This is a genomic window from Shinella sp. NM-101, from assembly GCF_021401195.1.
Classification (GTDB): Bacteria; Pseudomonadota; Alphaproteobacteria; order Rhizobiales; family Rhizobiaceae; genus Shinella.
Window position 1 is genome coordinate 301037 of sequence record NZ_JACBFT010000004.1, and the last position, 20902, is coordinate 321938.

The following is a 20902-nucleotide window of genomic DNA, read 5'->3' on the forward strand; positions in this document are numbered from 1 at the left end:
GGCTGTTCAAGCAGAACAGCAGATTACCCTGGTGTCAACGAAGGGTGCGCGCCGGAAGGAAGGTCCGGCCGGCCCCGTTTGCGCAGGTCCTGCGAAAATCCGGATTGCGGACTTCGGCCTTATAATACTAGTGTTACGTATAAAAGCCAAGATGGACGCCCGGCAGGCGGGCGGGGAGGAAACGGGATGATCGTCGATGCGCATCATCACCTGTGGCAGGTGGGCCGCGGGGACTATGACTGGATGTCGCCGGACGTGCCGGTGCTGGCGCGCGACTATCTCGCCGAGGACCTTCGGCCCGTGCTGCGCCGCGCCGGCGTCGACAGGAGCGTGCTCGTGCAGGCGGCGCAGACGGAGGCCGAGACCGATTTCCTGCTCCTGCTGGCGGCGCAGGCCGATTTCGTCGCCGGCGTCGTCGGCTGGCTGGATTTCGAGGATGCCGCCTTTCCCGCCAAGCTGGAAGCGCTGATGCGCCGGCCGAAATTCGTCGGGCTGCGGCCGATGCTGCAGGACCATGCGGATGACGGCTATGTGCTGCGTCCGGCGGTGCTCGCCAATCTCCGGCATCTGGCCGCGGCAGGCGCGGCCTTCGACATCCTGACCTTCCCGCGCCATCTGCCCTTCGTGCTGCGCATGCTCGACGCCGTCCCGGACCTCAGGGCCGTCGTCGACCACCTGTCGAAGCCGCCGGTGGCGAGCGGCCGGCTGGAGGGCTGGGCCGGGGACATGGCGCTAATCGCCGCGCATCCGGGCGTCTTCTGCAAGGTTTCCGGCCTCGTCACCGAGGCGCGGCACCAGGACTGGGCGCCGGGCGACCTTGCGCCCTATGTCCGCCATGTCCTCGACGTCTTCGGCGCGGACCGATTGATGTTCGGCAGCGACTGGCCGGTCTGTCTCCTCGCCGCCTCCTATGCCGAGGTGATGAACGCCGCCCGCGGCATCCTCGATCCGCTGCTCGATGCCGAGGGCATGGCGAAGGTCTTCGGCGGCAATGCCGTGAGGTTCTATCGGCTCTAAAGCATTTCCAGCAAAAGTGCGTAGCGGTTTTGCGTTCGGAAATGCGGCAAGACGAGAGTTGGAGCGTTTTCGCGGATCGAAAAAAAGCGGCAACGCTCCAGGCGCCCGGCCCCGGCCGTCCCGGCGCGTTCCCGTCGATCGTGAATTCGATTGCGCGCGGCAGCTTGCCAGTACTGTTATATTAGTGTAATAGAACATCGCCAGCCAGATGAGAAGGCGTCAGCAGATGCCGGCCGGACGAGGGAGAGAAGGAATGGCTTCGGCCGCAAGCGCATTGCACATGAGGGGGATCGGCAAGGTCTTCCCGGGTGTGAAGGCCCTGTCCGGCGTGGACCTCGCCGTCCGCTTCGGCACGGTGCATGCCATCGTCGGCGAGAACGGCGCCGGCAAGTCGACCCTGATGAAGATCCTCAGCGGCGCTTACGCCCCGACCACCGGCACCATCGAGGTCGCCGGCACGGAGGTGCGCATGAAGCGCCCGGCGGATGCCCAGAAGCTCGGCATCCGCATGGTGCACCAGGAACTGAACCTCGTTCCCGACCTCACGGTCGCCGAAAATATCTTCCTCGGCCGCATGCCGAGGCGGCTCGGTTTCTTCGACCGCGGCGGCATGGTGCGCCGCGCCGCCGCCATCCTCGCGGAACTCGGCGCCGCCATCGATCCGCAGCAGCGCCTGGGCGATCTGTCGATCAGCCAGCAGCAGCTCGTGGAGATCGCGAAAGCCTATGCCGCCGAGCCGCGCATCATCGTGCTCGACGAGCCGACCTCCAGCCTCAGCGAGCACGAGACCGCCGCGCTCTTCCGCATCCTGCGCAAGATGCGCGATGCCGGCATCGCCATCATCTATATCAGCCACCGCCTCAAGGAGGTGCTTGATATCGCCGACGAGGTGACGGTGCTGCGCGACGGCGCGATGATCGAGACCCGGCCCGCCAGCGGCATCACCGCAGCTGAAATGATCCGCCTCATGGTCGGCCGCGAGGTGAGCAACGTCTTCCCGAAGACCCCGTCGACCATCGGCAGGCAGGTGCTGCGGGTGCGCAATGCCGGGGACGGCGAGCGCTTCCACGCTATCAGCTTCGACGTGCGCGCCGGCGAGATTCTCGGCCTCACCGGCCTCGTCGGCGCCGGCCGCACGGAGGTCGCCCGCGCCATCTTCGGCCTTGCACCGCTGACATCGGGCACGGTCGAGATCGACGGCGCGCCGGTGACGATCGGCTCGCCCGCGGCCGCCGCCCGTGCCGGCATCGCCTATGTGCCGGAGGACCGCAAGGGTGACGGCATCATGCCCGCCATGACGGTGCGCGAGAATATCAGCCTGCCGGTGCTGCGCCGGCTCGCCAACCGTTTCGGCCGCGTGCGGCGCGGCGCCGAGCGCGACCTTGCCGGCACCTATGTGCGCAAGTTCTCCATCGTGCCACCGGACGGCGAGCGGCGCATCGGCCTGCTCTCCGGCGGCAACCAGCAGAAGGCGGTGATCAGCCGCTGGCTCGCCACCGATCCGAAGGTGCTGATCCTCGACGAGCCGACGCGCGGCGTCGACGTCGGCGCCAAGGCGGAGATCCACGGGATCATCGGCCAGCTCGTCGCCAACGGCATGGCCGTGGTGATGATCTCCTCCGAGCTGCCGGAAATCATGGGCGTGTGCGACCGCGTGGTCGTCATGCGCGACGGGCGCGCCTCCGTGCCGCTCGCCCGCGAGGGCCTGACGGAGGAGCGCATCATGGCGCTCGCCACGGGCGAGGAAAGTGCAGAAGGGGAGGCCGCATGACGGACATCGCCGCCATGGGACAGACAACGAAGGACGCCGCGCGCTTCAGCCAGGGCAGCCGCATGGTCGGCCTCGTCTCGCGCGCGGGCCTCACGCTCGCCATCCTCGCCGTCATCCTCTACGGCTCGCTCGCCAATCCGGTCTTCTTCACGGCCGGCAATTTCGTGAACGTGCTGATGTCCATGTCCATCGTCGGCATCGTCGTCGTCGGCATGACCTTCGTGCTGGTCGTCGGCGGCATGGCGGACCTCTCTGTGCCGGCGACCATCGCCTGCGGCGCGATCCTGTCGCTCGCCCTCCAGCCCTATATCGGCCCGGTTCCGGCCTTTGCCGTCGCGGTGCTGCTGGCGGGGCTCACCGGCCTCGTCAACGGCGTGCTCGTCGGCTATGTCGGCATCAATCCCATCATCGCCACGCTCGGCATGGGCACCATCGTGCTCGGCATCGTGCAGGCCGCCGTCGGCGGCGTCATCGTCTACGGCACGGATCCGAGCTCGGCGGATTTCGTCAAGAGCCGCATCCTCGGCGTGCCGATGATCGCCGTCATCTTCATCGCCATCGCAATCCTCGGCAATTTCGTGCTTTCACGCACCTTCTGGGGCCGCTGGACCATCGCGACGGGCGGCAATTACAGCGCCGCGCAAGCGAGCGCCGTGCCGGTGCGGGCCGTCAGGGCCGGCGCCTTCGTCATCACCGCCTTTGCCGCGGGTTTCAGCGGCGGGCTGCTCGGCCTGACGCTGCAGAGCGCCCGCCCGCTCGTCGGCCAGGGCTACGAGTTCAGCGCCATCACGGCGGTCGTCGTCGGCGGGGTGTCGATCATGGGCGGCTTCGGCTCCATTCCGCGGGCCATGGCCGGCCTCGTCTTCGTGCAGCTCCTGACCAATGTCATGGTCCTTCAGGGCGTGCGCACGCCGATCCAGGGCTTCGTCCTCGGCCTCCTGATCGCCGGTGCCGTCGCGCTCGACATCGCGCTTCGCAAGCGGGGTGTCGCCTGATGCCCGCCTTCGTTTCCACGCTCCTGCGCTACCGCGTCGCCGTCATCCTCTGTCTGACGCTCGCCGCCGCCACGCTCATCGTTCCGGGCTTTGCCAGCCTCACGACGCTCAGCCTCGGCCTCGACCGCGGCTCGACCATCGGCCTCATCGCCATCGGCCTGACGGTGCTCCTCATCGCCGGCCAGATCGACCTTTCCGTCGGCTCGGTCTTCGCCGTTTCCGGCATCGTCGGGATCATGCTCCAGCCGGCGCTCGGCATGGGATGGGCGGCGCTCGCCGGTGTCCTGGCGGGCACCGCCGCCGGCGTGGTCAACGGCTTCCTCGTCGTGGCGCTGCGCATCAATTCGCTGGTGGCGACACTCGCCACCATGCTGGTCTTCCGCTCGGTCGCGCACTGGATGACGGCGAGCCAGCCGATCCCCGGCAACGACATCATGTTCTCGATCACGCTCAGCGAGATCTACCTTGAGGTCTTCACCGTCCGCAGCGGCCTGTTCCTGGTCTCGATCCTCGCCCTCCATGTCTGGCTGACGCGCACCGTTGCCGGCCGCAACCTCTTCGCCGTCGGCTCCAACGCGCTTTCGGCGGAGGCGAGCGGCATCTCGGCGGGGCGCATCATGTTCCTGTCCTTCGTCTTCGCGAGCACCCTTGCCGGCGTCGCGGGCGTCCTGCAGAGCCTTGCCACCAATACGGGCTCGCCGGTCTACGGCTCCGAGCTCACCGTCGCGGTCATCGCCGCCGTCGTCGTCGGCGGCACGCGGCTGGAGGGCGGGCGCGGCTCGGCGCTCGGCACGCTCGGCGGCGTCCTCACCATCGCCGCGCTGACGACGGCGATGGAGTTCCAGTCGGTCCCCGCCTACATGCAGCAGGTCGCCTCCGGGCTGATCCTCATCCTGCTCGTCGTCCTCGACCGAACCGTTCGCACCGGCCGGCGCAAGCCGGCCGCGGCCCCCGCCCATGCCTGAGAATTTTCCAATCGATGAAGGAGGAAAACATGATTGGTAAGACTGCACGCCTGCCCGCCGCCGTGGCGGCCATACTGCTCGCCTCGACGGCCTTCGCCAGCGCGAAGACGGTCTGTTACGTCACGGCCGCCGATTCCCACGCCTATGCGACACCGGCCAATGTCGCGCTCAACGACCGCGCCAAGGAGCTCGGCATCGAGATCCTGAGCCTCAGCCAGAACTTCGACGTGCAGACCGGCACCGAGCAGGTCAGCACCTGCATCGCCCGCAAGGCCGACGGCATCATTCTCTGGCCGCTCGATCCGCAGGCCTATATCCCCGCGCTCGCCCGTGCCAAGCAGGCGAACATCCCGGCGATCCTCATCAACTCGCCCATGGCCGAGCAGGCGAACGACTTCATCAAGTCCTTCACCGGCCCCGACGTCTACGAGGAAGGCAAGCTTGCCGCCGATTCTCTGAACGAGGCGATGAAGGGCGAGGGCGCCGTCGTCGTCATCGCCGGCCAGGCCGGCAACGGCACGACCATCGGCCGCGTCGGCGGCTTCGTCGATCGCTTCAAGGAGATCGGCAGCAAGGTCGAGGTGCTGGAAACGGTCAATGCCGACTTCGACCAGCAGAAGGCGCTCGTCGCCAGCCGCGACCTGATCACCCGCTTCGGCGACAGGATCACCGGCGTCTACGCAAACGACGACACCATGGCCCGCGGCTTCATCGACGCCTGGAAGGAAGCCAATTCCGGCAAGCCGACGCCGCCGATCGTCGGCATCAACGGCCAGCGCGATGCCTTCGATTCCATCCGCTCGGGCGAGATGTACGCGACCATCGTCCAGTCGCCGGTCGAGGACGGCAAGCTCGCCATCGAGACCATGGCGGAGATCCTCGACGGCAAGGACGTCAAGGCCCGCCTGCCGATCCCGCTGACCGTCGTCACCAAGGCCAATGTCGAGACCGTCCAGCCGGCGTTCTGACCGGTCCCGTCTTCCGAAGGCCGCAGGACGCCAGCCGCGCCCTGCGGCTTTCGCATGTCGTAATCCTGCTTGGACGCGGCCAGCATCTGCCATAGATAGGCACTTTGCGATCGAAGGCAGCGGTAGGTGGCGTGAAAGAAACCAGGAAGACCAGGGCACGCAAGGGCGGCAAGCCGAAGACCCTTCTGCAGAAGCTCGCCGCCTCGCCTGAAAAGCTGTTCTCGGGCGCGTTCCGGCAGCAATATGCCGCGCTGTGCTTTCGCCCCGCCGCGGACGGTCCCGGCATCGAAATCCTCGTGGTGACGTCGCGCGACAGCGGCCGCTGGATCATTCCGAAGGGCTGGCCGATGAAGGGCAGGAAGCCGTTCGAGGCCGCCGTGATCGAGGCCTTCCAGGAGGCGGGCGTGCGCGGCAAGGTGCGCAAGAAGCCGGTCGGCCACTATACCTACCTGAAGATGCTCGACGACGGCGAGGTGGTGCCCTGCGTCGTCGACGTCTTCCAGATCGAGACGACCGAAATCGCCGGGCGCTTCAAGGAGAAGGGCGAGCGCGTGCTTGCCTGGGTGAGCCCCGACGAGGCGGCGCGGCGCGTGCGCGAGATCGAGCTCAAGTCGCTGTTGGTCGAGTTTCAGCCCCAGTGAGGCCGCGGCGCGTCCGGCGGCCGCGCGGCCGCCGGCTGGGGTCCCGTGTCAGTCGAGGATCGCCATCTTGAGCTCGGCCTGGCGGCCGAGCATTGTCATCCATTCGGTGAACTGGGGACGGCTCTTGATCTGGCGGCCGTAGTGCCGGGCGAGCGCGGCGGTGAGGTCGCCCTTGCGGCCGAGCTGCTCGTCGGCAAAGCCGACCATCTGCGAGTTCGGCCAGGCCTGCGGGCGGATGGCGACGAGCCGCGCGAAAAGGCTTTCGGCCGCCTCGTCCGGGTTCGCCTGCGCCATCAGCGTCAGCATGGCGGCCGTCGAGCGCGACACGCCCATGTGGCAATGCACCAGAAGATGGCTGGCCGCCTGCGCCTCCTGCCGCGCCTGGAAGTCGGCGCCGAACTGCAGGATCGCCTCGACATGGTCGGGGCGGGGCATCACGCGGTCGGGCGCGGCGACGATGATGTCATGGAAGCGCAGCGTCGTGCGGTAATGCCGTTCATAGGTCGAGAAGGTCTCGATCTCGGGAAGCTCCGGGTCGAGCAGGGAGAGCACATGGGTAACCTTCCGCTCCCGCTGCGCCGGCAGTTCCTCGATGCCGCAAATGGTCAGTTCCGGCGTAAAAATCACATCCATGGTCTTTCCTTTCAGTCTGGATCCGGGATCCGGCACGATCCCCCTTGTCGGCCTCGGCCCGTACGACAGGGAAATGTCGGAGTTGTGATCGTCGCGGCCGCCTCTTTCGCCGTCATGCCGGGAGCGGAAACGACAGTTCCACCGTCGTGCCCTTTCCCGGCGCCGAGACGATACGCGCGTCGCCGCCGCTCTGGCGCACGAAGCCGTAAAGGAACGCGCTGACGGGCATCGGCGCCAACAGCCATGTCGCGCCCGAGGTCGTCGCCGACATCGTCGCGCGGCTGCTGCAGGCGGGCGGCAATTTCATCCGCAACGGGTCCGGCGCGCTGATGCTCGCCTATGTCGCCGCCGGCCGGCTCGTCGGCTATTACGAGCCCTACATGCATGCCTGGGACTGCCTTGCCGGCTATTGCCTCGTGAAGGAGGCGGGCGGCTGGCACCATCCCTTCCCGACGGATGGCGAGACGCTGACGAAGGGCGCGCCGGTCGTCGCGGCCGGGCCGGGCGCCCGGGAGGACCTTGCCAGGCTGGCGGCCATCGACCGGGCATCTCCATGATCCGCATCGCCGTCATCGCCGACCCGCATGTCCACGACTGCACCTGGCGGCCGGAGGGCACCGGCCTGCCCGGCGCGATCCGCAGCTTAGCGCAAACCGCCGCCTCGACGCGCGTCTTCAACGAAAGCATTCCGGCCTTCCGCGCCGCGCCGCGCTCGACCGGGCGGCGCAGGCGGGCGCGAAGATCGTGCTGCTGATCGGCGCCCTCACCGAAGACGGCCAGCGGCTGAACATCCGTGCGGCGCTTTCCATCGTCGCGGAGTACCGCGAGCGTCACGGCCTGCGCGTGCTGATGACCCCCGGCAATCACGACCTCTTCGCCCTTGCCGGCCGGCCGCAGGACAAGACCTTCCTTGCCCCTGACGGCACGCCGGTCATGGTGCGCAGCGCCGATTGCCCGGAGGCCGCGACGCTCGGAACGGCGGAGGCGCTCGCAATGCTCTGCGGCCTCGGCTTCCGGCCGGAGGCGGGCGACTTCCACTGGGAAACCCCTTTCGGCACCGATCCCGGCTGGCCCGCCCGCAGCTACGAGGTCGCCAGCCCGGACGGCGGCACGCGCTGCCGGATGATCGACGCCTCCTATCTGGTCGAGCCGGTGGACGGGCTCTGGGTGCTCGGCATCGCGCCCATCTCCTGCTGTGGATGACGGATGTCGCGGCGCGCGCAAGGGCCGGGGGCAAGTACCTCGTCGCCTTCTCGCACTATCCGGCGCTCGATACGCTCGGCGGGGCTTCGGGCGAGGAAGTCGCGCTCTTCGGCGCGGCGGGCCTTGCGAGCCGCGCGCCGACGGTGGAGGTCGCGGCGGCCTTTGCCGACACCTACGTCCCCCTCCATTTCTCCGGGCATCTCCATGTCAACGACACCGCGCGCCACGAAGGAGCGGGCGGGTGTTTCGTCAATGTCGCGGTGCCCTCGTCGGTCGGCTACGGACCCGGCCTGAAGATCGTCGACCTCCACGCCGGCCGCATCGATATCCGCACCCTTTGCCTGCGGCAGGTCGCAGGCCATGACGCGGCCTTTCCCGCCTATCGGGCGGAGGCGGCGCGGCAGGGCGAGCCCGAGCCGCCGGCCTGTTCGGCGCGCGATCACGGCGGATTCCTCAGCCGCCATCTGGTCGAACTGGTGCGCCGGCGCTACATGCCGCGCGAATGGCCGGCGGACATGGCGGATTTCGTGCGGACGGCGACGATGGCCGACCTGCTGGCGCGCCTCGGACTTCCCGTGGAGGCGGATTTCCCCCTCACGGAATTCGCCGTGGACTGGTACAGGCTGCGCAAGGCGGGGGTACTTTCCCATGCCGACATCGCGCCCGACCGGCTCGCCTTCTACCGCTGCCTCTGCGCGGGCGTTCCGCCGCTCGAAGGGGAGGGGCTGGCGGGGCGCTTTGCCATCCTGCTGCGCATGATGCGCGCCTATCTCGACCGCCCGCCGAACCGCGATTTCGCCCTCGCCCTGCCGGATCTCGGCATCACGCGGCTCCAGGGCACTCCCGGCCGGAGCGGTCTGCGTCAGGAAAATGCTCCGGCTAGGCCTTGCCCGCCAGGTCCATCTGGCGGGTGAAGAGGTCCTGGCGCACATCCAGCAGGACCTCCTCCAGCCCGTCCGAACCGGGGCCGCAAAGCCAGGCCATGCAGGAGGCGGGGACGACGGCCGGGACGAGCTTCTCCTTCGGTATCTTGCTGACCGGGTTGAGGTTGGAGGCCCGGATCTTGTCCTGCATGGCCGTGTCCGTCGGCGGGATGCCGAGGAAGAAGGCCTTCACGCCGTCGCCGGAGAGTTCGAGCGCCATCATGCGGGTCAGCATCTGCAGGCCGGCCTTGGACGAGCAATAGGCCGTCCAGCCCTCCATCGGCGTCGTCGCCGCCCCGGTTCCCGCATTGACGATCTTTCCCCGCGACGCCCGCAGCAAGGGCAGGGCCGCCAGCGTCAGCCGGTGCGCGCCGACGACATTGACCTCGAAGGCATGGGCGAGCGCGGCGGCCGGCAGGGCGGCCAGCGGCGCGATGGTCGAGATCGTCGCCGCGTTGTTGACGAGGACGTCCAGCCGGCCCGCCGCCTTCTCGACCGCCGCAAGGGCCGCATCCACCGCCGGCTGGCTGGTGACGTCGAGGGCGAGCGTCGTCACGCGCGCGGGCAGGTCCTCCACCGTATCGGCGGCATGGACGCCGGCAAAGACGCGGGCGCCCGCCGCATCGAGCAGCCGCACCAGTTCGGCGCCGATCCCCTTGCCGGCGCCGCTGACGAGGATCGACCGGCCGGAGAGATCGGGAACCGCGACGGGAGACAGATTGAACATTCCGGGTTGACCTTCGATTTATAGCGATGTTAATTGGACTGACCAATTACAAAATTAAAGCGGGCGAGGGGTGTTGTCAAACCTTCTCTCGGCGCGACGGGGTGGAGAATGACTGCAATAGCGCTGATCGAGCCGATCGCGATCGCCTATCCGGATCCGAACGATTTCGGCACGGTGCGCCGCACGGTTCTCGTGCGCGTCGAGACCACGGACGGCATCGTTGGCTGGGGCGAGAGCATCGCCATGTGGCCGGAGGCCTGCCGGGCCGTCGCCCTCATCGTCAGCGAGGGTCTTTACCCGCTCCTGAAAGGCGAGCCGGTCGATACGGCGGCCTGCTGGCAGAAGATGCGCCGGCACTGCTGGTGGTATGGCGAGGGCGGCATCGCCTCGCTGGCGATCGCCGGCATCGACATGGCCCTCTGGGACATCGCCGGCAAGATCGCGGGCAAGCCCGTCCATGAGCTTCTCGGCGGCTGCCGGCACGAGCGGCTTCCCGCCAACGCCTCCGCCCATGTCAACAAGAAGGGCGAGGCGGCCTGCGTGGCGGAGGTCGAGGGCTTCTTCGCCGCCGGCTTCCGCTCCACCAAGCTCGGCTTCGCCAAGAAGGGCGAGAGCGACATCGGCGGCGATCCCGACCGCGACGTCGGCTTCGTCCGCGCGCTGCGCGCCGCCCTCGGGCCGGATGCCGGCATCCTCATCGATATCGGCAACGGCGTGCGCTGGGACGTCGAGACCGCGATCTCGGTCGGCAACCGGCTGCAGGAGCTCGGCGTGGACTGGTACGAGGAGCCGCTCTATCCGACCGACGATGACGGCTACCGCCGCCTGCGGCAGGGCACCGCGATCCGCATCGCCTCCGGCGAGCGCGAGTTCACCGAGGCCGGCTATCGCCGCCAGATGGAATTCATCGGCGCTATCGACGTCTATGGCGTCGATCCCGCGCGGGTCGAAGGCATCACCGGCTTTGCGAAGGTCGATGCGCTGGCGAGCCGCTACGGCAAGAAGGTCAACGCGCATGCCTGGTCGACGGCGATCACCACCGCGGCCAGCCTGCACCTGTCCTTCGCCTCGCCCAATGTGGAGATCTTCGAGCTCAAGCCGTTCCCGGTCGTCGTGCAGGACGAGCTGGTGGCCGAGAAGATCTGGCACGCGGACGGCTGGATGCGTCCGCTGTCGGCGCCGGGGCTGGGCATCGAGGTGAGGGAAGACGTGGTGAGGGGGCTTGCGGCATGACGAACGAGACACGATACGGCGTGACGCGCCCGAGCGAGGACGACATCCGCAAGGGCGATTTCTCCACGCCTTGGGATGCGCCGATGATCCCGCCCTTCCCGTTCCGCTTCCGCAACGTGGAGGTGATGACGCTCTACTGGCGCACCGATCCCGAGGCCCTGGCCTTCCTGTTGCCGCCGCCGCTGCGGCCCACCGGCGACGTCGCCTGCGTGCACATCTACAAGATGAACGACACCGACTGGCTCGGCCCCTATTCCGAGGCGAACGTGATGTTCGGCGCCGAACTGCCGGGCAAGGCTTCCGGCGCCTATTCGCCCTATCTGGTCCTGTCCTCGGATATCGGCGTCGCCCATGGCCGTGAGGTGCACGGCCAGCCGAAGAAGCTGGGCATGCCCTCCATAGAGATGCGCGGCGACCTCATCGTCGGCCGCGTCGAGCGCAACGGCATCGATGTCCTGACCGCGACGCTGCCCTACAAGCAAAAGCCGGTCGAGGCCGTTGCCCTCAAGCCCCATTTCGATTTCGCCACCAACCTCAACCTGAAGGCCGTCAACCATATCGACGGCCGGCCGGCGATCCGCCAGCTCACCTCGCGCCGGCTTGCCGAGGTCACGGTGCACGAGGCCTGGGAAGGGCCCTGCACGGTGGAGCTGCGCGCCAACGCCCAGCTTCCCGTCTACCGCCTGCCGGTCGTCGAGCCGCTGCGCGGCTTCTACTGGCGGGCCGATTTCACGCTCGTGGCCGGCGAGATCATTCACGACTATCTGGAGAGCGCGCCATGAACGCCCGCGTCGTCGTCACGGACTACACCTTTCCGAAGCTCGACAGGGAAGAGGCCGCGGCAAGGCAGGCGGGCGCGGACTTCGCGGCCTTCCAGTGCCGCACGGCCGAGGATGTCGCCGCGGCCGTCGCCGGCGCCGATGTGGCGCTCGTGCAGTTCGCCCCGTTCGGCCCCGCTGCCGCCGCCGCACTCAAGCCGGGCGGAACGGTCATCCGCTACGGCGTCGGCTACGACAATATCGACCTCGGCGCGGCCGGCGACCATGGCCTGCGCGTCGGCTACGTGCCCGATTACTGCGCCGACGAGGTGGCCGAGCACACCGTCAGCGTCGCGCTCGCGCTGCTGCGCAAGCTGCCCGCCCTCGATGCCTCGGTGCGGTCCGGCACATGGGCGGCGGCGCAGACGGCGCGGCCGATGAAGCCCTTCGCGGACACGGTGTTCGGTTTCTTCGGCCTCGGCCAGATCGGCCGCGCGGTCCAGCAGCGGCTCGCCGGCCTCGGCTTCCGCTTCATCGCCTCGGACCCGATGCTTTCGCAGGCCGATGCCGCCGCCCTCGGCGTCCGGCGGGTCGACACCGCCACCTTGCTTGGCGAGGCGGACGTGCTCTGCCTCCATGCGCCCGCCACGCGGGAAACGACGGGCTTCTTCAATGCCGCCAATCTCGCGGCCATGCAGCCGCATGCCATCATCGTCAATTCGGCGCGCGGGCAACTGATCGTGGAGGACGATCTGGCCGAAGCGCTGAGCGCAGGCACCATCGGCGGCGCCGCGCTCGATGTCTTCAACGTGGAACCGCTGCCTGCCGACAGCCCGCTTCGCACCGCGCCGAACGTGCTGCTGACGCCGCATGCGGCCTGGTATTCCGACGCGGCGATCGATCGCCTGCAAGGCCTGGTGGCGGAGGACGTCGCGCGGGCGCTGCGCGGCGAGGGACCCCGCAGGCCGGTTAGCCGGTAGGCCGGAGCAGAATTTCAAACCCCGATATGGGATCGCGGTTTAAAACTGGGAGGAAGCCATGAAAATGAAAAGCCTTTTGGGTGCGGCCGCCGCGCTCATGCTGTGCGGCACGAGCCTCGCCTATGCCGAGGCGATCAAGCTCGAGGCCGGCAAGACCACCAATATGGTGCTGCTGCCGAAGTTCCTCGGCATCCTTGTGTTCGACCAGGCCAACGAGGGCGCCGAGGAAGCCCACAAGGAGCTGGATAACAAGGGCAAGCTGCTGTTCCAGGGCCCGACGCCGGAAAACTCCGTCGCCGGCCAGATCGAGATGGTGACGACCGCCGGCACGCAGGGCGAAGGCGCGGTCATGCTTTCCAACAATGCCGGCGACCAGATCGTGCCGGCCGCCAAGGCCGCGCAGGCCAAGGGCACGAAGATCGTCACCTGGGACAGCCCGATCCCGTCCGGCGAGGGCGAGGACGTGTCCGTCGCGCAGGTCGACTTCGGCTCCATCGGCGGCGTGCTCGCCGACATGGCGCATTCGATCCTCGGCGGCAAGGGCGAGATGGCTGTGCTGTCGGCAAGCCCGGACGCGGCGAACCAGAACGCCTGGATCGCCTCCATGAGGGAGACGCTCGCCAAGGATCCGAAATACGCCGACATCAAGCTCGTCGACGTCGTCTACGGCGACGACCAGTCGGAGGTCAGCTACAACCGCGCGCTGGCGCTGGTCGACAAGCATCCCGACCTCAAGCTGATCATGTCGCCCACCACGGTCGGCATCCAGGCCGCCGCCAAGGCCATGCAGGACGAGGGCCTTTGCGACAAGATCAAGGTGTCGGGCCTCGGCCTGCCGTCGGAAATGGTGTCCTACACCAAGAACGGCTGCGCGCCGGAATTCGCGCTGTGGGACTTCCGCGACCTCGGCTACCTCACCTACTACACCGCCTACGGCCTTGCCACCGGCCAGCTCAAGGGCGAGATCGGCGAGACCTTCACCGCCGGCCGCATGGGCGACTACACGATCGAGGCCGATGCCGGCCGTCCGGGCGCCAAGCGCATCCTGATGGGGCCGTTCACCGTCTACAACAAGGACAATGTGGAAGCGGCGGCCAAGTGATGCCCGCACGGCGGCCGGAGTTTCCCGGCCGCCGTCTCCAGCCCGATCGGATCCCAGCATGACGCAAAGCCCCGCCCTTGCCCTTCGCGCGGTCTCCAAGACCTTCGGAATGACCGCGGCCCTCATCGACATGTCGCTGGACCTTTATCCCGGCGAGGTGCACGCCATCGTCGGCGAGAACGGCGCGGGCAAGTCGACCATGATCAAGATCATGACCGGCATCTACCAGCCCGACAAAGGCGGGGTGGAGATCGACGGCAGGCCGGTGACCCTGTCCGGCTCCAGGGCCGGCCGCCAGCTCGGCGTCGCGGCGATCTACCAGGAACCCATGGTGTTCCCGGATCTCGACGTCACCGAGAACATCTTCATCTCCTCGACCGGCCAGGGCCTGTTCCTCAACCGCGCCGCCATGCGCCGCAAGGCCGAGGCGCTGATCGCGCGTATCGGCATGTCGCTCGACGTGGACCGCATCGCCTCCGGGCTGACGCTCGCCGAGCAGCAGGCCGTCGAGATCGCGCGCGCCCTCAGCCAGGACGTGCGCGTCCTCATCATGGACGAGCCGACCGCCTCGCTTTCCGCCCACGAGGCCAGCGAGCTGCGCCGCATCGCCCGCAGCCTTGCGGGCGAGGGCGTGTCGGTGGTCTACATCTCCCACCGCCTCGAGGAGGTCTTCGAGCTTGCCGACCGCGTCAGCGTCATCCGGGACGGGCGGCACATCTCCACCAAGCCGATCGGGCAGACCGATCCGAAGACCCTCGTTTCCGAGATGGTCGGGCGCGAGGTCGGCAACTATTTCGCCAAGATGCCCTCGACGGCGCGCGAGGAAGTCCTCCTTTCGGCGCAGGACCTCGGCGTTTCGGGCGTGTTCGACGGCATCCGCTTCGACCTCCACCGCGGCGAGATCCTCTGCATGGCCGGGCTGATCGGCGCCCGCCGCACCGATGTCGCCCTTGCCCTGTTCGGCGTGCTCAAGGCCACCGAGGGGACCATCCGCTACAAGGGCCGGCCGCTCGTCGTCGGCTCGCCGCGCGATGCCATCGAGGCGGGCATCGCCTATGTCTCCGAGGACCGCCGCAAGCTCGGCCTCGCCATGGCGCTGCCGATCCGCTGGAACATGACGCTCGCCACCCTCTCGCAGTACCTCTCGCCGCTCGGCCTCATCGACAGGGGCCGGGAGCGGGAGACGGCGAACGCGTTTCGCAAGCGGCTGAACATCCGCGCCCCCGACACGGAGATCGCCGTCGGCGTGCTGTCGGGCGGCAACCAGCAGAAGGTCATGCTCGCCAAGTGGCTCAACATGAAGCCGGACCTGCTGATCGTCGACGAGCCGACCCGCGGCATCGACGTCGGGGCGAAGGCGGAGGTCCACGAGCTGATCCGCTCCTTCGTCGCCGAAGGGGGCGCGGCGCTCGTCATCTCGTCCGACCTGCCGGAAGTGCTGGCCATGGGCGACCGCATCCTCGTCATGCGGGAGGGCCGGCAGATGGCCATCCTCGACCATGCCGAGGCCAATCAGGAGAAAATCATGGCTCTTGCCACCGGCCAGAGGGAGGCGGCGTGATGCAGGGCCTTCTCCACCGCGTCAGCCCGCAGGCGCTGCGCCTTCTCGTCCTCGTCGGCGTCATCGCGCTGCTCGTCATCTTCTTTTCCAGCCAGATCGAGAACTACCTGAATGGCCGGCTCTTCAACCGCATCTCCTCTTCGGTCGCGGTGATGGCGCTGGTGGCGACCGGGCAGACCCTGGTGATCCTCACCCGCAACATCGACCTTTCGGTCGGCGCGGTGATCGGCTTTTCCGCCTTCGCCACCGGCAGCCTGATCGCCGGCCTGCCGGATCTCCACCCGGTCCTGCTCGTTCTCTATGCCGCGCTTGTCGGCGGCGCCTTCGGCGTCGTCAACGGCCTGCTCGTCGCCTATGCCCGCGTGCCGTCGATCATCGTCACGCTCGCGACGATGGCGATCTACCGGTCCCTGCTCGTCGAATATTCCGGCGCCAAGTCGATCGCCACCGAGCAGCTTCCGCAATGGCTGACCGATTTCCCCAACATGCAGCTCTTCTCGATCGGCGATTTCCAGTTCCGCGCCGGCTTCTGCGCGGCGCTCGCCCTCGTCGTGCTCGTCCATCTTGCCCTCAGCCGCTTCCGGCCGGCCCGCCAGCTCTTCGCCGTCGGCTCGAACCCGGAAGCCGCGCACATGGCCGGCATAAACGCGCAACGCGTCGTCTTCACGGCCTTCGTGCTGTCAGGCGTCATGGCCGGGCTTGCCGGCTTCATGTTCCTTGCCCGCTTCGGCAACATCACCGTGGTCGCCGGCCTCGGCTTCGAGCTGAAGTCCGTCGCCTCCGCCGTCGTCGGCGGCGTCAACATCTTCGGCGGCTCGGGCACGGTCATCGGCGCCTTCCTCGGCACCATCCTCGTCGACCTCATCGAGACGAGCCTGGTGCGCTGGCAGATGGTTTCCGAGTTCTGGCGCGAGGCGGTGCTCGGCGCGCTGATCCTGGTCTCGGTCGCGACCGACACGATCTTCAACCGTCGCCTGGCGAGCCTCAGGGCGGCGCGCGCCCACAGGATCGCGCTGGAGAAGAAGGAGGCCTCGGCATGATGAAGCGCCTGCGAAGCTGGGAGGGCTTCCTCCTCCTCGTGCTCATGGTGATCGTCGCGGTCAGCGCCAGCACCTCGCCGCAGTTCCTGACGGTCGGCAATCAGGTCAACCTGTTCCAGCTGTCGATCGAGAAAGTCATCGTCGCGCTGATGATGACCTTCATCATCATCAATGCCGAGATCGACCTTTCGGTCGGCTCGATGATGGGGCTTTCGGCCTGCGCCTTCGGCTGGATGGTGCAGCAGGGCGTCGATGCGGGCCTCGCCATTGTGATCTGCCTGGCGATCGGCGTCGTCGGCGGGGCGGTCAACGGCTGGTTCGTCACCGCGCTCGGCCTGCCCTCGCTGGTCGTCACGCTGGCGACGCTCATCGGCTTCCGCGGCCTTGCCCGCGTCCTCGTCGAGGATCGCGGCATCAACGCGTTTCCCGCCTGGTTCAACGCGCTCGGCCAGCAGGGGCTGATCGGCCCGCTGCCCTTCGCGCTCGTCTCCTTCGCGGTGCTGTTCGTGCTGCTCTACATCGTGCTCGAGCATTCCGGCTTCGGCCGCAAGACCTATGTCATCGGCTCGAACCGCGAGGTCGCCGAATTCGCCGGCATCGACACGGCGCGCCACAAGATGATCCTCTTCATCGGCTCCGGCGTGATCTCGGCCTTCGCCGGCCTGCTCTATGCCGCCCGGGTCGGCGCCGTGCGCGGCGACGTCGCCTTCGGCTTCGAGCTCGACATCATCACCATCGTCCTGCTCGGCGGCGTGTCGATCTTCGGCGGCGCGGGCACGCTGGTCGGCACGGGCCTTGCCATCCTCATCGTGCTGAACCTGAGGAACGGCATGGCGCTCGCCAACATCACCGGCCACATCCAGACCGGCGTGATCGGCATCCTGCTGATCGCCTCGGTGATCGTTCCCCGAATCAGGATAAGCCTCGGCAGACAGGCAAAATCGGAGGCAAGCACATGAAATCGCCACTCTCGGCCAAGGATTTCGAAGCCCCGATCGTCAGGGAATCGGTGGCGGAACTCGTCGTGCGGCGGGTGCTCGACATGGTGAAGGCCGGCGTCCTGAAGCCGGGGGACGCGCTGCCGCCCGAGCGGGACCTCGCGGTGACGCTCAACGTGTCGCGCCCCTCGGTGCGCGAGGCGATGCGCGGCCTGACCGTGCTCGGCGTGGTGCGCACCCGGCAGGGCGGGGGCGCCTATATCAGCGATCTCAGCCCGGATTCGCTGCTCGGGCCCATCCAGTTCTATCTCTCGCTCGACCAGACCAACATCGCCGAACTCTACGACGTGCGCATGCTGATCGAGGCCGACGTCGCGCGCCGCGCGGCCGTCAACATCACCGCGGAGGCGCTGGCGAAGCTGGAGGAGAGCCTTGCAAAGCAGCAGGACACGGTGAGCGACCCCATCGCCTTCCGCAACGCCGACTTCGCCTTCCACGAGCTGATCTGGATCGCCGCCGGCAATGCCGTCCTCAAGCGCATCGGCGAGAGCCTCAACGTGCTCGGCCTCGAATTCCGCAAGCGCGCCTCGGAAACCCCCGGCGTGCTCGAGCAGTCGCTGCGCGACCACAGGGCGCTGCTCGACGCGCTGAAGGCGCACGACCCGGAAGCGGCGGCGCGGGCGGCGGAGGCGCATATGCGCAACGTCTATCGATCGACCATCAAGCAAGGCATCAAAGCGGAGGAAGAATGATGGCAGGGCGGATCGGAATCGTCGGCATCGGCTGGTGGGCCACCATCAATCACATCCCCGCCCTCAAGGCGCATCCCGACGCGGACCTCGTCGCCATCTGCGATCTCGATGCCGCAAGGGTGGAGAGCGTCGGCACGGAGTTCGCCATTGCCGGCCGCTATACCGATCTCGGCGCCATGCTGGCCACCGAGCTGCTCGACGGCCTGATCGTCTCCACGCCGCATGTCGCGCACACCGCGCCGACGCTGGCGGGCCTTGCGGCCGGCGCCCATGTCCTCGTCGAAAAGCCGATGGCGACGACGGCGGCCGACGGGCGGGCGATCGCGCAAGCCGCCGCAAGGGCCGGGCGCGAGGTGATGGTGCCGACGGCCATGAGCTTCACCCGCTTCACGCAGAAGGCCGCGCAGGCCGTGCGGCAGGGCCGCATCGGCAGCGTGCGCCATGCCGTCTGCCAGATGGGCTCGGCGCTGGACGACCTCTTCGCCGGCGCCCCGATGGCCGAGACGAAGGACCACGCCATCCGCCCGCCCGCCTCCACCTGGGCCGATCCGGCGCGGGCGGGCGGCTATGGCTGGGGGCAACTGTCCCATGCGCTCGGCTGGCTGGTGCATGTCGCCGACATCCGCTTTGCCAGTCTCTACTGCCTCGACGGCAAGTCGCCTGCGGGCGTCGACTACTACGACGCGGCGGTCGGCCGCACGACGGAGGGCGCGACCGTTTCGCTCTCGGGCGCCTCGACGGTTCCCAAGCAGCGGGGCCTGCATTTCGATATCCGCATCTATGGCACCGAGGGCATGATCTTCTTTGCCAGCGAGAGCGGCCGGGGCCGGCTCGAAATTTCCCGTTTCGACGGCGACGAGGACAGCGCGGTCTTCGCGCCGGGCGAGGCGGATTATGACGGCGCCCTGCCGGTCCAGCGCTTCGCCGAGCTTTGCGCCGGCCGCGCCGTGGAGAACCCGGCCGATGCCGAGGTCGGCGCGCGGGTGACGGAGGCGCTCGACGCCATGTATCGCTCCGCCGCCTCCGGCCGGGCCGAAACGGTGGGAGGCTGACATGCGGCTCTCCGTCACCTCCTGGTCCTTTCCGGCCTGCACGCTCGAAGAGGTCGCCGGCATCGCACGGGCCATCGGCCTTCCGGCGATCGATGTCGGCCTCTTCTATCGCTCCGCGCTCGACAAGCGGGCGATCCTTCACGAGCCCGACAGCGTCGTGGCGCGCCTCAAGGGCCTCGGCCTGCCGGTCGCGAACTACTACCACCTGTTCGGCGAAGGCCTCGAAGACCGCAATCTCGCGCTGCCCGGCACGCTGGAGGCGAACCTGAAGGATCTGGAACGCGTCCTCGCCTTCGCCGACAAGGCCGGGATCGACACGGTCTTCATCCTGCCGGGTATCGTCAATCCCGGCCAGAGCCGCGAGACGGCAGCAAGGGTCAGCATCGAGAGCCTCAAGGCGATGGAGGCGATGGCAAAGGGCTACGATGCCAGGCTCTGCATGGAGCCGCATGTCCACAGCCTTGCCGAAAGCCCCGCGCTCGTTCGCCGGCTGGTGGACGAGACGGGCGTCGGCCTTGCCCTCGACTACGCGCATTTCGCCTGCCTCGGCTACCGGCAGGAGGAGATCGACCCCCTGGCGCCGCATGCCGTGCATGTGCACCTGCGCCAGGCGCGCATGGGCGTGCTGCAGGCGAAGCTCGCCGAGGGCACGCTGAATTTCCCCGCGATGTTCGGAACGCTGCGGGATGCCGGCTATGGCGGCGCGCTCGCCATCGAATATGTGCACCAGGATTACATGAACACGCTCAACGAGGACGTGCTGACCGAAACCATCGCGATGCGCGATTGTTTCCGCAACTGGCAGAGGGAGGCCTGACATGGCGGGTTATGCATGGGTGCTGGAGGTTCGCCCCGGCTACGAGGAGGAATACAGGAAGCGGCACGACGAGATCTGGCCGGAGATGATCGAGGCCCTGCGCGCCGCGGGCATCAGGAACTACAACATCTTCCGCCACGGGCTGACGCTGTTCGGCTATTTCGAGACGGACGACCTTGAGGCGACGAAGGCAAAGCTCGCCAAGGACCCCGTCGACAGGCGCTGGGGCGAATGGATGGCACCGATCATGAAGATCGAGATCGACCCCACGACGAACTATCCCTACCTGCTGCCGAAGCAGTTCTTCATGGCGTAAAGCATTTCCGCTTTTCTTCGAATCGCGAAAACGCTCTACCCTTTTGTTTCTACGCAATTCCGGACGCAAAACCGCTGCGCACTTTTGCTGGAATTGCTCTAGCGGCAGCGGCTACCGCCCCTCGGGCGGGGCCACCACGGTATGCTCCTCGACGAAGCAGGATTGCGCTTCGCCGAGGAATTTCTTGCGGTCTTCGGCAAGGCGGACGGCATGGGGTTCGCTCGCGAAGGCGCGCTCAGCGGCCTCGACGCTTGCGAACCAGACTTCCCCGACACCGTCCCAGGCCGCCGCCTCCGGCATCCAGTCCTGCACCTTGCCGAAGCGCAGGCCGAGCACGCCCGGCAGGTCCCTGACGATCTCGGCATGCGGCCCCGTCCAATGGGCGAAGAACTCTTCCCGGCTCATGCCGTCCCTGCGGCGAACGAGGCTGATGCGCTTGATCATGTGTCGGCGTGTCTCCCGATGGTTTGCGCGGCACGATAGCCGCCCGCCCGGCCTGCGGCAACCGCG

Annotated in this window: 23 protein-coding genes and 1 pseudogene; 21 read left to right on the forward strand and 3 right to left on the reverse strand. The window is 67.9% G+C overall.

Annotated features, from left to right (window positions below; all coding sequences use genetic code 11):
- Positions 1-186: 186 nt before the first annotated feature.
- The 6 genes from L0976_RS10760 to L0976_RS10785 all read left to right on the forward strand — a co-directional run bounded on the left by L0976_RS10760 (position 187) and on the right by L0976_RS10785 (position 6357).
- On the forward strand, positions 187-1017 hold the full coding sequence (locus L0976_RS10760) for an amidohydrolase (RefSeq protein ID WP_234187285.1): 831 nt from the start codon (positions 187-189) through the stop codon (positions 1015-1017).
- A 253-nt stretch (positions 1018-1270) separates the two neighbouring features.
- A complete protein-coding gene (locus L0976_RS10765; RefSeq protein ID WP_234187286.1) occupies positions 1271-2788 on the forward strand; it encodes a sugar ABC transporter ATP-binding protein in 1518 nt (505 codons plus the stop codon).
- Positions 2785-3783 (forward strand): ABC transporter permease, encoded by a 999-nt coding sequence (locus L0976_RS10770; RefSeq protein WP_234187287.1) that lies wholly within the window; start codon positions 2785-2787, stop codon positions 3781-3783. Before L0976_RS10765 ends, L0976_RS10770 begins: the two co-directional genes overlap by 4 nt.
- Positions 3783-4748: an ABC transporter permease gene (locus L0976_RS10775; RefSeq protein ID WP_119255310.1), complete on the forward strand. Its 966-nt coding sequence runs from the start codon at positions 3783-3785 to the stop codon at positions 4746-4748. The genes L0976_RS10770 and L0976_RS10775 overlap by 1 nt, the downstream gene beginning before the upstream one ends.
- A 29-nt stretch (positions 4749-4777) precedes the next feature.
- Positions 4778-5716, forward strand: coding sequence for a sugar ABC transporter substrate-binding protein (locus tag L0976_RS10780; RefSeq protein WP_234187288.1), 939 nt, complete (start codon positions 4778-4780; stop codon positions 5714-5716).
- A gap of 131 nt (positions 5717-5847) precedes the next feature.
- The gene (locus L0976_RS10785; RefSeq protein WP_203320312.1) at positions 5848-6357 is read left to right on the forward strand and encodes an NUDIX hydrolase; all 510 of its coding nucleotides are present in this window, start codon (positions 5848-5850) and stop codon (positions 6355-6357) included.
- A 48-nt stretch (positions 6358-6405) separates the two neighbouring features.
- Here L0976_RS10785 and L0976_RS10790 read toward each other — a convergent pair whose 3' ends face one another.
- Positions 6406-6990 carry a tyrosine phosphatase family protein gene (locus tag L0976_RS10790; RefSeq protein ID WP_234187289.1) on the reverse strand — a complete coding sequence of 195 codons (585 nt, stop codon included), beginning with the start codon at positions 6988-6990 and terminating at the stop codon, positions 6406-6408.
- 209 nt (positions 6991-7199) lie between these two features.
- Here L0976_RS10790 and L0976_RS10795 point away from each other — a divergent pair.
- The 4 genes and pseudogenes from L0976_RS10795 to L0976_RS10810 form a co-directional block, all read left to right on the forward strand.
- A pseudogene (locus tag L0976_RS10795) lies at positions 7200-7547 on the forward strand (inositol monophosphatase); the annotation flags it as partial.
- Positions 7544-7744: a hypothetical protein gene (locus tag L0976_RS10800; RefSeq protein WP_234187290.1), complete on the forward strand. Its 201-nt coding sequence runs from the start codon at positions 7544-7546 to the stop codon at positions 7742-7744. The pseudogene L0976_RS10795 and the gene L0976_RS10800, both read left to right, overlap by 4 nt.
- On the forward strand, positions 7735-8193 hold the full coding sequence (locus L0976_RS10805; protein WP_234187291.1) for a metallophosphoesterase: 459 nt from the start codon (positions 7735-7737) through the stop codon (positions 8191-8193). The genes L0976_RS10800 and L0976_RS10805 overlap by 10 nt, the downstream gene beginning before the upstream one ends.
- Positions 8190-9107, forward strand: a complete 918-nt coding sequence (locus L0976_RS10810) for a hypothetical protein (RefSeq protein WP_234187292.1) — start codon at positions 8190-8192, stop codon at positions 9105-9107. Before L0976_RS10805 ends, L0976_RS10810 begins: the two co-directional genes overlap by 4 nt.
- Here the strand turns inward: L0976_RS10810 and L0976_RS10815 are convergent.
- Positions 9073-9843, reverse strand: coding sequence for an SDR family oxidoreductase (locus L0976_RS10815; RefSeq protein WP_234187293.1), 771 nt, complete (start codon positions 9841-9843; stop codon positions 9073-9075). The two genes, L0976_RS10810 and L0976_RS10815, sit on opposite strands and share 35 nt — an antisense overlap.
- A gap of 108 nt (positions 9844-9951) precedes the next feature.
- Between L0976_RS10815 and L0976_RS10820 the strand changes: the two genes are divergently transcribed.
- Genes L0976_RS10820 through L0976_RS10870 form a run of 11 tightly spaced genes read left to right on the forward strand, consistent with a single transcriptional unit; the run spans position 9952 to position 20392 of the window.
- Entirely contained in the window at positions 9952-11076 is a 1125-nt protein-coding gene (locus tag L0976_RS10820) for a mandelate racemase/muconate lactonizing enzyme family protein (RefSeq protein ID WP_234187294.1), read from the forward strand.
- A complete protein-coding gene (locus L0976_RS10825; protein WP_234187295.1) occupies positions 11073-11858 on the forward strand; it encodes an acetoacetate decarboxylase in 786 nt (261 codons plus the stop codon). The genes L0976_RS10820 and L0976_RS10825 overlap by 4 nt, the downstream gene beginning before the upstream one ends.
- Positions 11855-12814 (forward strand): C-terminal binding protein, encoded by a 960-nt coding sequence (locus L0976_RS10830; RefSeq protein WP_234187296.1) that lies wholly within the window; start codon positions 11855-11857, stop codon positions 12812-12814. The genes L0976_RS10825 and L0976_RS10830 overlap by 4 nt, the downstream gene beginning before the upstream one ends.
- Before the next feature lie 58 nt (positions 12815-12872).
- Positions 12873-13916: a rhamnose ABC transporter substrate-binding protein gene (locus L0976_RS10835; protein WP_234187297.1), complete on the forward strand. Its 1044-nt coding sequence runs from the start codon at positions 12873-12875 to the stop codon at positions 13914-13916.
- A 58-nt stretch (positions 13917-13974) separates the two neighbouring features.
- Positions 13975-15477, forward strand: a complete 1503-nt coding sequence (locus tag L0976_RS10840) for a sugar ABC transporter ATP-binding protein (protein WP_234187298.1) — start codon at positions 13975-13977, stop codon at positions 15475-15477.
- Positions 15477-16517 carry an ABC transporter permease gene (locus L0976_RS10845; RefSeq protein WP_203320320.1) on the forward strand — a complete coding sequence of 347 codons (1041 nt, stop codon included), beginning with the start codon at positions 15477-15479 and terminating at the stop codon, positions 16515-16517. The genes L0976_RS10840 and L0976_RS10845 overlap by 1 nt, the downstream gene beginning before the upstream one ends.
- Positions 16514-17476, forward strand: a complete 963-nt coding sequence (locus L0976_RS10850) for an ABC transporter permease (RefSeq protein WP_234187299.1) — start codon at positions 16514-16516, stop codon at positions 17474-17476. Before L0976_RS10845 ends, L0976_RS10850 begins: the two co-directional genes overlap by 4 nt.
- Positions 17473-18207 (forward strand): FadR/GntR family transcriptional regulator, encoded by a 735-nt coding sequence (locus L0976_RS10855; RefSeq protein ID WP_234187300.1) that lies wholly within the window; start codon positions 17473-17475, stop codon positions 18205-18207. The genes L0976_RS10850 and L0976_RS10855 overlap by 4 nt, the downstream gene beginning before the upstream one ends.
- Positions 18204-19259 carry a Gfo/Idh/MocA family protein gene (locus L0976_RS10860; protein WP_234187301.1) on the forward strand — a complete coding sequence of 352 codons (1056 nt, stop codon included), beginning with the start codon at positions 18204-18206 and terminating at the stop codon, positions 19257-19259. Before L0976_RS10855 ends, L0976_RS10860 begins: the two co-directional genes overlap by 4 nt.
- A gap of 1 nt (position 19260) precedes the next feature.
- Entirely contained in the window at positions 19261-20076 is an 816-nt protein-coding gene (locus L0976_RS10865) for a sugar phosphate isomerase/epimerase (protein ID WP_234187302.1), read from the forward strand.
- A 1-nt stretch (position 20077) separates the two neighbouring features.
- Positions 20078-20392 (forward strand): L-rhamnose mutarotase, encoded by a 315-nt coding sequence (locus tag L0976_RS10870; protein WP_203320325.1) that lies wholly within the window; start codon positions 20078-20080, stop codon positions 20390-20392.
- Between the two features lie 111 nt (positions 20393-20503).
- Here the strand turns inward: L0976_RS10870 and L0976_RS10875 are convergent, their stop codons facing one another.
- Positions 20504-20836, reverse strand: a complete 333-nt coding sequence (locus L0976_RS10875; RefSeq protein WP_234187303.1) for an EthD domain-containing protein — start codon at positions 20834-20836, stop codon at positions 20504-20506.
- Positions 20837-20902: the final 66 nt, after the last annotated feature.

Coding starts and splice junctions, on each gene's coding strand:
- L0976_RS10760 (WP_234187285.1), top strand. CDS start 187: ATGATCGTCGATGCGCATCATCACCTGTGGCAGGTGGGCCGCGGGGAC.
- L0976_RS10765 (WP_234187286.1), top strand. CDS start 1,271: ATGGCTTCGGCCGCAAGCGCATTGCACATGAGGGGGATCGGCAAGGTC.
- L0976_RS10770 (WP_234187287.1), top strand. CDS start 2,785: ATGACGGACATCGCCGCCATGGGACAGACAACGAAGGACGCCGCGCGC.
- L0976_RS10775 (WP_119255310.1), top strand. CDS start 3,783: ATGCCCGCCTTCGTTTCCACGCTCCTGCGCTACCGCGTCGCCGTCATC.
- L0976_RS10780 (WP_234187288.1), top strand. CDS start 4,778: ATGATTGGTAAGACTGCACGCCTGCCCGCCGCCGTGGCGGCCATACTG.
- L0976_RS10790 (WP_234187289.1), bottom strand. CDS start 6,990: ATGGATGTGATTTTTACGCCGGAACTGACCATTTGCGGCATCGAGGAA.
- L0976_RS10800 (WP_234187290.1), top strand. CDS start 7,544: ATGATCCGCATCGCCGTCATCGCCGACCCGCATGTCCACGACTGCACC.
- L0976_RS10810 (WP_234187292.1), top strand. CDS start 8,190: ATGACGGATGTCGCGGCGCGCGCAAGGGCCGGGGGCAAGTACCTCGTC.
- L0976_RS10815 (WP_234187293.1), bottom strand. CDS start 9,843: ATGTTCAATCTGTCTCCCGTCGCGGTTCCCGATCTCTCCGGCCGGTCG.
- L0976_RS10820 (WP_234187294.1), top strand. CDS start 9,952: ATGACTGCAATAGCGCTGATCGAGCCGATCGCGATCGCCTATCCGGAT.
- L0976_RS10825 (WP_234187295.1), top strand. CDS start 11,073: ATGACGAACGAGACACGATACGGCGTGACGCGCCCGAGCGAGGACGAC.
- L0976_RS10830 (WP_234187296.1), top strand. CDS start 11,855: ATGAACGCCCGCGTCGTCGTCACGGACTACACCTTTCCGAAGCTCGAC.
- L0976_RS10835 (WP_234187297.1), top strand. CDS start 12,873: ATGAAAATGAAAAGCCTTTTGGGTGCGGCCGCCGCGCTCATGCTGTGC.
- L0976_RS10840 (WP_234187298.1), top strand. CDS start 13,975: ATGACGCAAAGCCCCGCCCTTGCCCTTCGCGCGGTCTCCAAGACCTTC.
- L0976_RS10845 (WP_203320320.1), top strand. CDS start 15,477: ATGCAGGGCCTTCTCCACCGCGTCAGCCCGCAGGCGCTGCGCCTTCTC.
- L0976_RS10850 (WP_234187299.1), top strand. CDS start 16,514: ATGATGAAGCGCCTGCGAAGCTGGGAGGGCTTCCTCCTCCTCGTGCTC.
- L0976_RS10855 (WP_234187300.1), top strand. CDS start 17,473: ATGAAATCGCCACTCTCGGCCAAGGATTTCGAAGCCCCGATCGTCAGG.
- L0976_RS10860 (WP_234187301.1), top strand. CDS start 18,204: ATGATGGCAGGGCGGATCGGAATCGTCGGCATCGGCTGGTGGGCCACC.
- L0976_RS10865 (WP_234187302.1), top strand. CDS start 19,261: ATGCGGCTCTCCGTCACCTCCTGGTCCTTTCCGGCCTGCACGCTCGAA.
- L0976_RS10870 (WP_203320325.1), top strand. CDS start 20,078: ATGGCGGGTTATGCATGGGTGCTGGAGGTTCGCCCCGGCTACGAGGAG.
- L0976_RS10875 (WP_234187303.1), bottom strand. CDS start 20,836: ATGATCAAGCGCATCAGCCTCGTTCGCCGCAGGGACGGCATGAGCCGG.